General features: G+C 64.5%; 6 protein-coding genes and 1 pseudogene. 3 read left to right on the top strand and 4 right to left on the bottom strand.

Translation table 11 applies throughout. The features are described from left to right. Positions 1–114 precede the first annotated feature (114 nt). On the bottom strand, positions 115–585 hold the full coding sequence (locus X803_RS0109485) for a peroxiredoxin (RefSeq protein WP_026544963.1): 471 nt from the start codon (positions 583–585) through the stop codon (positions 115–117). Between the two features lie 159 nt (positions 586–744). Between X803_RS0109485 and X803_RS0109490 the strand changes: the two genes are divergently transcribed. From X803_RS0109490 to X803_RS0109500, 3 genes are all read left to right on the top strand, one after another. Continuing rightward, positions 745–1,590 (top strand): HpcH/HpaI aldolase/citrate lyase family protein, encoded by an 846-nt coding sequence (locus X803_RS0109490; protein WP_026544964.1) that lies wholly within the window; start codon positions 745–747, stop codon positions 1,588–1,590. A gap of 346 nt (positions 1,591–1,936) precedes the next feature. Further along, a complete protein-coding gene (locus X803_RS0109495; protein WP_173400907.1) occupies positions 1,937–3,466 on the top strand; it encodes an NCS1 family nucleobase:cation symporter-1 in 1,530 nt (509 codons plus the stop codon). A 16-nt stretch (positions 3,467–3,482) separates the two neighbouring features. Beyond that, positions 3,483–4,217, top strand: a complete 735-nt coding sequence (locus tag X803_RS0109500) for an aspartate/glutamate racemase family protein (RefSeq protein ID WP_026544966.1) — start codon at positions 3,483–3,485, stop codon at positions 4,215–4,217. 77 nt (positions 4,218–4,294) lie between these two features. Here X803_RS0109500 and X803_RS0109505 read toward each other — a convergent pair whose 3' ends face one another. The 3 genes and pseudogenes from X803_RS0109505 to X803_RS21855 form a co-directional block, all read right to left on the bottom strand. After that, positions 4,295–5,377: a fatty acid desaturase family protein gene (locus tag X803_RS0109505; protein WP_026544967.1), complete on the bottom strand. Its 1,083-nt coding sequence runs from the start codon at positions 5,375–5,377 to the stop codon at positions 4,295–4,297. A gap of 216 nt (positions 5,378–5,593) precedes the next feature. Further along, positions 5,594–6,925, bottom strand: coding sequence for an ABC transporter substrate-binding protein (locus tag X803_RS0109510; RefSeq protein WP_026544968.1), 1,332 nt, complete (start codon positions 6,923–6,925; stop codon positions 5,594–5,596). A gap of 66 nt (positions 6,926–6,991) precedes the next feature. Then, a pseudogene (locus tag X803_RS21855) lies at positions 6,992–7,090 on the bottom strand (carbohydrate ABC transporter permease); the annotation flags it as partial. Positions 7,091–7,339: the final 249 nt, after the last annotated feature.

Here is a 7,339-nt window from a genome sequence, read left to right on the forward strand (position 1 = left end):
CGATGCACCAACACTCCGGAAGGGTGCTAGCACGTCCATCCGGGAACGCAGAAGGCCCTCCCTCTTTAGCCAGGGGAGGGCCTTTTGCGCGTGGCCCCGCAAGGGTGGAACGGGTCAGGCGACGCTCAGCTGCTCCCGCAGGCGTGCCACGTGGCCCTTCGCGTCCACACCGTACTCGGCATGCTCAACCGTTCCATCCGGACCCACAACGATGGTTGACCGGATGATGCCGACGGTGGTCTGACCGTTCCGCTCCCGTTCGCCGTACGCGCCCCATGCCTTCGCGACGGCGTTGTCCACGTCGGAGAGCAGCGGGAAGGCAAGGCCGTGGTTGCTCGTGAACGCAGCCAGCTCCTCGGGCGTATCGGGCGAGATGCCCACAACGCTGAAGCCTGCACCCTGCAGCGACGCCAGGTTGTCGCGGAAGTCGCACGCCTCCGTGGTGCAGTCCGGCGTTTCCGCCTTGGGGTAAAAGTAGACAACAACGCTGCGGTCCCGGAACTCCGCCAGGCTCACGGGCTGGCCGTCGGCGTCAGGAAGCGTGAACGATGGAGCCGGATCTCCAACTGTGAGGTGGTTGCTCATGGGTTGGTCCTTTCATCTGGTGATAATCACTTACTGTATTGCGAAAACTCACTAAGGAAGGCCGAAGGACGGCCAGAAGACTTTTTTGGTCGTAGTGTTTACCGTCCTCCACGGCCCGGCGGTGGATTACGACGACGCCGGTTGCGTAAGGTTCTCGGTATGGCTCCCCTTCGCAATAGCCGCGCTGCCGCGCTTCCCGCCAAGCTGTCCCGCTCCTGGCTGCTCGCCTCCGCTGCGTCGGAGTCAAACTTCGCCCCCGCGCTGGCATCCGAAGCGGATTCAGTGGTCTTCGATATTGAGGACGCGGTGCCGGCGCCATCGAAGGCAGAAGCACGCGAGCGGGTTGTCGAGGCCCTCTCCACCGGCATGACCGCCTGGGTGCGCGTCAATGGTATCGAAACCGACTACTGGGCTGACGATCTCGCCGCCCTGTCCAGGGCGCCCGGGCTCCGCGGAGTCATGCTCGCCATGACGGAAAAGCCCGAGCAGGTCACCCACACCGCCATGCGCCTGCAGGCGGGCACCCCGGTGCTCGCGCTCGTCGAATCAGCCCTCGGTATCGAGAACGCCACAGCGATCGCCAGTGCCCCCGGCACCTTCCGCCTCGCCTTCGGCGTGGGCGACTTCCGCCGGGACACCGGTGCCTCGGATGACCCGATGGCCCTGGCCTATGCCCGCGCCAAACTCGTGGTCGCCTCCCGTGTGGGCCAGCTGCCCGGCCCCATCGACGGACCGACCGTCGGAGCGCTGGGCGAGGATCTCCTGGAGGCGTGCAAGGTTACCGCATCCATGGGGATGACCGGCAAGCTGTGCCTCCGCCCGGAGGCCGCGGACACCATCAACAAGGGCCTCTCGCCAAGCGAGTCCGAGATCCAGTGGGCGCACGAACTGCTCGACGCGCACGCTTCCGGTGCGGTGGTCGGTGACGGCTCCTACCTGCCGCGCCTGGCCCGCGCGCAGAAGATCTCCTCGCTGGCTGATTCCTACGGACTCTGGAACGCCTAAGGGCTCACCGCCGTACTCTTCCAGAGAGCAGGACCCCGGCCAGAACGTCCGGGGATCCCTACCGCCCTCGAACGGGCTGCCCGCATCCCATCAGCGGATGCGGGCTTTTTTACATCATTCCACTATATGGAAATGTGGTTCCCCCTTGCGGAATAACGTGAACCGCCCTACGCTTATTGTGATCGCTCGACGGTGAGCGTCGTCACAGTCTCACGGGCACATCGGATGCCCACCGGCATCGCAGGGCACCCACACGGTGCCGTCGTCGTCGAACCCCACCGGTCACCAAAGCTTGACCGCCCTACCATCCGGCGCAACGATGCGCCCAGGACAGAACAGGCAGACTATGAAAGTCGATCCCGCACCGGCAATAACGGAAGAAGTTGCCGCCGCCGCTGAAGCCAATGCACGAGCGCAGTCCGAAGGACTCGCCGCCGTCAGCCCGCGGCTCTATAACCAGGACCTCGCACCCACCAAACGCGAAGGCCGCAAATGGACCAGCTACAGCATCTTCACGCTGTGGGCCAATGACGTACACAGCCTTGGAAACTATGCCTTCGCCATCGGGCTGTTTGCCCTTGGCCTCGGCGGCTGGCAGATCCTGCTCGCGCTCGGCGTCGGCGCTGTACTGCTCTTCCTTCTGCTGAACCTCTCCGGCTATATGGGAGTCAAGACCGGCATCCCCTTCCCCGTGATGAGCCGGATCAGTTTCGGAATCCACGGAGCACAGATTGCGGCCATCCTGCGCGGCGGCGTAGCCATCGTCTGGTTCGGCGTCCAGACCTACCTCGCGTCAGTCGTCTTCCGGGTCCTGCTCATCGCAGTGTTCCCGGGGCTTGCCAGCCTCGATGCCGACAACATCCTCGGGCTCTCGACACTCGGCTGGTTCGCATTCATCTCCCTGTGGATCGTCCAGGTGGTCATTGTCAGCTACGGCATGGAGATGATCAGGAAGTACGAGGCATTTGCCGGCCCGGTCATCCTGTTCACCTTCGCTGCGCTGGCCATCTGGATGCTGATCGAAGCCGGCGGCTCCATCGCGTTCACAACGGACCAGAGCCTGAGCGGTGCCGAGATGTGGGTCGCGATCTTCGGCGGCGGTGCTTTGTGGGTGGCCATCTACGGCACCTTCGTGCTCAACTTCTGCGACTTCACCCGGTCCGCGGTCTCGAAGCAGGCCGTCACGCGCGGCAACTTCTGGGGTATCCCCATCAACATGATGCTCTTCGGGGCCATCGTGGTGGTACTCGCCGGTGCGCAGTTCACCATCAACGGAACCATCATCACCAGCCCGGCGGACATCGTCCAGACCATCCCCAGCACCTTCCTGCTGGTGCTCGCCTGCCTTTCCCTGCTCATCCTCACCATCGCGGTCAATTTGATGGCCAACTTTGTGGCCCCGGTATACATGCTGGCCAACCTGTTCCCGAAGTACCTGAACTTCCGCAAGGCCGGAATCATCAGCGCGGTCATCGGACTGGTCATCCTGCCCTGGAACCTCTACAACAACCCGGTGGTCATCGTGTACTTCCTCGGTGGTCTCGGAGCGGTCCTTGGCCCGCTGTTCGGCGTGGTGATGGCTGACTACTGGCTCATCCGGCGCAGTCGGGTCAACGTCCCCGACCTCTACACGGAAAACCCCTCCGGCGCGTACTTCTACCGGCGCGGGTACAACACCAAGGCCATCGCCGCGCTGATCCCCTCGTCACTGATCGCCATCCTGATTGCCTTCATCCCGTACCTGTCAGCGGCCGCGCCGTTCTCCTGGTTCTTCGGCGCAGGCATAGCGGCGCTGGTGTACTACTTCATCGCGGACCGGGACAGGACGTTCGAAGACGTCTCAGGGGAACCCATCGCCGTTTCCAGCGTCCACTAGAGAGCGGAAGAAACCCATGAGAATCCTTGTCGTCAACGTCAACACCACCCAGTCCATGACCGACTCCATCGGCGAGCAGGCACGGGCCGCGGCGGCGCCGGGCACCGAGATTGTGCCGCTGACCCCCGAATTCGGTGCCGAATCCGTGGAGGGAAACTTTGAAAGCTACCTCGCCGCAGTTGCCGTCATGCACACTGTGCGTTCCTACCCGGAGCCGTTCGACGCCGTCATCCAGGCCGGCTACGGAGAGCACGGACGGGAAGGCCTCCAGGAGCTTCTCGACGTGCCGGTCGTGGACATCACGGAGGCCGCGGCGAGCACCGCCATGTTCCTCGGGCACAAATACTCCGTGGTCACCACGCTCGACCGCGCGGTTCCGCTCATCGAGGACCGGCTGAAACTGGCGGGGCTGTCGGACCGGTGCGCATCCGTGCGTGCCAGCGGGCTGGCGGTCCTTGAGCTGGAGGAGGATCCGGCCGGCGCTGTCGAGGCCATCGTGCGGCAGGCCGAACTGGCGGTATCAGAGGACAAGGCCGAGGTGATCGTCCTGGGCTGCGGTGGAATGGCCGGCCTCGACGAGCAGATCCGTCTCCGTGCAGGCGTGCCCGTGGTGGACGGGGTGAGCTCCGCCGTCGTGATTGCTGAAGGCCTGGTGCGGCTGGGACTGACCACCTCCAAGGTGCGCACCTTCGCCCCGCCGCGTCCGAAGCGGGTCACGGGATTCCCGCTCACCGTGCCGGTGGGCGTCTAGTTTCACCAGCCGGAAGAACGACGACGGCGACCCTCACCGGATGGTGGGGGTCGCCGTCGTCGTGAGGGCTCTCGGAACTACGGCCGGCGGTACCGGTTGACCATCGGGCAGTCAAAGGGGTCCCGGGCTGAGAGGCCCACCCGGTTCAGGTAGGAGACAACGGCGCCGTAGGACGCGGCCACGCCCACCTCGGTGTAGGGGACCTTGAGGCGCTCGCAGTGCTCGCGCACAATCACGGCCGCCCGGCGCAGGTGCGGGCGCGGCATGTCCGGGAAGAGGTGGTGCTCGATCTGGAAGTTCAGGCCGCCGTAGGCGTTGTTGATGAAGTTGCCGCCGCGGATATTGCGCGAGGTGAGGACCTGTTTCTGAAAGAAATCCAGTTTGCTGCCGCGGGGGATGATCGGCATGCCCTTGTGGTTCGGTGCGAAGGAAGCGCCCATGTAGATCCCGAACACGGCCATCTGCACGCCGATGAAGGCGAAGGCCATCCCGACGGGCAGGAACCAGAACAGCACACCGAAAAAGAGACCAAAACGTACCGCAAGGAGCGCCAGCTCGACCCAGCGACCCTGGATCGCCCCGGGGCGGAACAGCGTGGCAATGGAGCGGGCGTGCAGGTTGAGGCCCTCGAAGGTCAGCAGGGGAAAGAACAGGTAGCCCTGGCGCCGGGTGACCCAGGCCTGGATGCCCTTCGCCTTGGCGGCGTCTTCCTCGATGAACGAGATGGTGTCCACCTCGATGTCCGGGTCCTTGCCCACTACGTTGGGGTCATTGTGGTGGCGGGAGTGCTTGTTCATCCACCACTGGTAACTGATGCCGACGACGCCGGCGGCCAGGATGCGCCCGGACCAGTCGTTGGCGCCGCGGGAGGCGAAGATCTGGCGGTGGGACGCCTCATGGGCGAGGAACGCGATCTGCGTGAGGACGATGCCGAGCACGCCGGCGATGAGGAGCTGGAACCAGGTGTCGCCCAAAAGGGCAAAGCCCGTCCAGGAAGCGCCGAGCGCCAGGCCGAGGCAGGCCATCACCGAGATGTAGAAGCCGCGCTTCCGGGTCAGGAGGCCTTCCCTGCGCACTTCCTTGAGGAGCGTCGTATAGGAGGCAACGACGTCGTTCGGTTTGGCAACGCGCACGGTGCGGGCGGGTGCAGTGATAGTCATGTAAATCCCTGAAGTCGATAACCGACTTCCCAGCCGCGGAGGGTCCCCAAGATTCCCGAAGATGTCCCAAGGCTACAGGTTGCACCTGATGGTCGGCTGGAAGTATGCAGCCGGACGCTTACGTCCGCGCGCCTGTTGGGACAAAAACATCGGCCGGCCGCAGGTCCGTCGCAACGTACCGACGGACCTGCAACCAGCCGACAAATCGAACCGGACCTACTCCACTACGGGGATGGACTGTGCCTTCAGGGCGTCGACGGTCTTGGTTTCGCCGTTCTGCAGGGCCTCGCTCAGCGTAGACTCACCGCCGATTGCGGCGCCGAACCCATCGGAGACGTCGGTGTAGGTCTGGGTCATGGTGGGGCCCCAGGTGAACTCGGGGTCAACGTTGTTAGAGGCTTCGGCGAAGACGTCGTAGACGGCCTGTCCACCGAAGAACTCGGACTCACCGGCGAACGCCTCGAGCTCTGATCCTGCCGATGCGGCCGGGTAGAGTCCGCCCAGCTCGTTGGCCAGGGCCAGCGCCTCCGGGTCGGTGTTGAGCCACAGCGCAAACTGGGAGGCTTCATAGGGGTGGTCGGACCCCTTCAGCACGGCGGTGGATGATCCGCCCCAGTTGCTGGCAGCGCTCTGGTCTTCAGACCATTGCGGCATCGGGGCAACGGCCCACTTGCCGGAGGTGTCCGGCGCGCCGCTCTGCAGGGTGGAGGTACCCCAGACCGCGGACACCCAGGTCCACTGGTCGCCCTCGTTGAAGGATGCGTTCCACTCGTCGGAGAAGGAGGGCAGCGTGGAGACAAGGTCATCCTCGAGGAGGCCCTGCCAGTACTCGGCCACCTGGGTGGACTCCTCGCCGGTGAGGTTGACCTCCCAGCCGTCTTCCTCGTTGCTGAACCACTCGCCGCCTGCCTGCCAGACGAGGCCGGCGAACCAGTTCACGTCCGAGCGCGGGAAGTTGTGGATGTAACCGCCTTCCTCACGGATCTGCCCGGCGGCGGTGGCGTACTCTTCCCAGGTGGTGGGGACCTCGATGCCGGCCTGTTCGAACAGGTCCGCGCGGTAGAACAGCGCCATCGGACCGCTGTCCTGCGGGATCGCGTAGACGGCGTCCTCTTCACCGAACGTCACCTGGTTCCAGGTCCAGTCGATGAACTGGTCACTCGCCTCGGCGATGCCTTCACAGGCGGCAATGTTCTCGAGCCCGTCCTGGACCCGGAAGTTGGGCAGCGCGTCGTATTCGATCTGGCCGAGGTCCGGGGCGTTGCCTGCCTGAAGCTGGTTGAAGAAGTTCCGGTACGTGCCGGCATTTCCGTTGGGGCCGGACTGCACGGTCACCTGGATGTCCGGGTTCTCCTCGTTCCACAGCTCCACAACCTTGTCCATGCCCGGAACCCATGCGGTGTAGGTGAGCTCTACAGGCTCGGTGGAGGGCTCGCACGCCGCAGCTCCTGGTGCTCCGGCGGTGTTGGACCCGCCGGAGCAGCCCGCGAGGGCCAGGGCAGAGACCATGACGACGGCGGCGGTGGTCTTTCCATGATGCTTGCGCATTGTATTTTTCCTTTGTGTATGAGGCCGGAAGGCGGGCGCCTTCCGGTGATTTTCATGCGGTCGGGTTTATTTGACGCTTCCCGCGCCGAGGCCGCTGCTCCAGAAGCGCTGCAGGCCCAGGAACGCGATGATGAGCGGGACGATCGAGACCAGCGCCCCGATGATCGCAGCTCCTGGTGCTCCGGCGGTGTTGGACCCGCCGGAGCAGCCCGCGAGGGCCAGGGCAGAGACCATGACGACGGCGGCGGTGGTCTTTCCATGATGCTTGCGCATTGTATTTTTCCTTTGTGTATGAGGCCGGAAGGCGGGCGCCTTCCGGTGATTTTCATGCGGTCGGGTTTATTTGACGCTTCCCGCGCCGAGGCCGCTGCTCCAGAAGCGCTGCAGGCCCAGGAACGCGATGATGAGCGGGAC

The organism is Arthrobacter sp. 35/47 (genome assembly GCF_000520475.1).
GTDB classification, from domain to species: Bacteria; Actinomycetota; Actinomycetes; order Actinomycetales; family Micrococcaceae; genus Arthrobacter_D; species Arthrobacter_D subterraneus.

Bases quoted from the DNA above. Each gene is read 5' to 3' on its own strand.
- X803_RS0109485 (WP_026544963.1), bottom strand. From the start codon at position 585: ATGAGCAACCACCTCACAGTTGGAGATCCGGCTCCATCGTTCACGCTT.
- X803_RS0109490 (WP_026544964.1), top strand. From the start codon at position 745: ATGGCTCCCCTTCGCAATAGCCGCGCTGCCGCGCTTCCCGCCAAGCTG.
- X803_RS0109495 (WP_173400907.1), top strand. From the start codon at position 1,937: ATGAAAGTCGATCCCGCACCGGCAATAACGGAAGAAGTTGCCGCCGCC.
- X803_RS0109500 (WP_026544966.1), top strand. From the start codon at position 3,483: ATGAGAATCCTTGTCGTCAACGTCAACACCACCCAGTCCATGACCGAC.
- X803_RS0109505 (WP_026544967.1), bottom strand. From the start codon at position 5,377: ATGACTATCACTGCACCCGCCCGCACCGTGCGCGTTGCCAAACCGAAC.
- X803_RS0109510 (WP_026544968.1), bottom strand. From the start codon at position 6,925: ATGCGCAAGCATCATGGAAAGACCACCGCCGCCGTCGTCATGGTCTCT.